Source organism: Helicobacter bilis ATCC 51630 (assembly GCF_000686565.1).
GTDB lineage: Bacteria > Campylobacterota > Campylobacteria > Campylobacterales > Helicobacteraceae > Helicobacter_A > Helicobacter_A bilis.
Genome location: NZ_JMKW01000110.1, coordinates 1 through 1769, shown reverse-complemented (window position 1 = coordinate 1769; position 1769 = coordinate 1). Strand labels below are relative to the sequence as shown.

At 36.0% G+C, this 1769-nt stretch carries 2 protein-coding genes; both read left to right on the top strand.

Annotation, left to right across the window (positions count from 1 at the left end):
* Window positions 1–83 precede the first annotated feature (83 nt).
* Entirely contained in the window at window positions 84–1175 is a 1092-nt protein-coding gene (locus T368_RS0111410; protein WP_004084636.1) for a hypothetical protein, read from the top strand.
* A gap of 298 nt (window positions 1176–1473) precedes the next feature.
* The coding region (locus T368_RS14145; protein WP_034595281.1) for a hypothetical protein at window positions 1474–1769 on the top strand (296 nt) is incomplete at its 3' end.

Genomic DNA, 1769 nt, shown 5'->3' with positions numbered 1-1769 from the left:
GATAATGACTAGTCAAAATGTAGAAAATTTGCAGAATGTATAACCAAGATGAAAGCTTTTTTATTTAAAAAAAAGGATAACAAATGGCATTACCACTTATCCCACTTATAGCAAGTATGGGGACAGGACAAGGACTCGCATGGACTACAGCCGCAGGAGTAGCAGGAGGCATGGCAGTACATAGCCTTACCAAAGATAAAGAAGCAGAAGCAAAAAAGCAGGAAGAATCCCTAAAAGAGCAACAACAAAAAGATAATGAAGCCTTTCAAAATGCCCTTAATGATGAAGCCAATCAAAAAGAGTTTTTAAACGCTATGCAAAATAATAAATCCTTGCAAGAATCCTATAACAATTCCCTTAATCCCCCACAAAATACGCCAAAGGAAGAAAACGAAGTCGAAGCAACAACAAAAACCCTAGCCCCAAAACGCTACAGAAATACAGGGATAAGCCTTTTTGATGATAAAGAAAATATGAATATCCTTGAAGCTTTTTTAGCAAAACAATTAGGAGTAGATTTAAAGCGTATTGACATTGATATGAACTTAAACGCCAATGTTAAAAGGGCGGACGTAGGCAAGGCAAGGGGCGATATAGCCACACAATACGCAGATATGAAAACCTTGCTAGATAGTGCAGAACATTATGAAGATGTCTATCAAAAACAAGATAATAGCTATTATGGGGCTAATGCTTTTTCAAATGTTGGCAGATATTTAAACTATAAATCAGGCGGTATCTTTGGATTTTTATCAAATGAAGATAATAAAAAGATATTAACAGATAATCAAAGGGATGAATACGCAGTCGCACGAACCCTAGCAGGTGGGGCAGGTAAAGTAGCCGTACAACATGTAAAAGATGCCAAAGATTTATATAACAATACTTTAAAAAGTCGGGGAAACTATCTTGCGGCAGTTGATTCGGTATTAGATCAAGGTGTAAATAATCTCAATGAGAAATATCATTATACACAAAGCATAGGAGTCCCTATGAGTGAAAGTGATACGCTAAAAATGGAGTTAATCAATCAATTAAGGGGGGATTTAAGAAGAGGGCAAGGCGGTGAAGCTTTAGGGCAAGGTTATAGCAAAAGGGTAAAAGCTTTAGGAATCTTAAATGAAAAGGGCGATGGCGGAGTAAGTGAAGCTATAAAGCTTTTACGAGAAAAATAATAAAGTCTGTCATGTTGAGGCAAAGCCCAAACATCTGCCCCTTTTGTCATGTTGAACGCTTTAGCACGAAACATCTCACTAGCATGAAAATAAAGATGTTTGCTTTGCGGGGGAACATGACAAGGAAAAGCAAACAAGCAACAAGGCAAAGAAAACAAAAGGAACTAAGTATGCGGAAACAAAACAAAGCAAACCAGCTTTCTAAGATTGCGTTATGGCTTTTAATGTTTTTACCCTTTTTTATGGTAGGAGTTATCTAAACGATAATGACTATCATAAAAAAGGGTAAATCGTTAAAATGTATAACCAAGATGAAAACTTTCACAAAAAAAAGGATATTAACAAAATGACACTCTCTCTAAACCCCACACTAACCCAAAACAAAGAAAAAAACACAGAAATACAAGTAGCAAACACAGATTTAGTTACACAACATAAACCAATGCCACAACTTGAAGCACAAAACACAGATTTAAACACACAAGACAATACAGAATCTAACACACAAGCCCAAGAGCCAATACACCAAACACAAAACACAACACAAGGCTTTGATATAAACAACAAAGCTTACCAAGACTTTATAAAAGCAAA

Excerpts from the sequence above, each read along its gene's own strand:
- T368_RS0111410 (WP_004084636.1), top strand. The coding sequence starts at position 84 with ATGGCATTACCACTTATCCCACTTATAGCAAGTATGGGGACAGGACAA.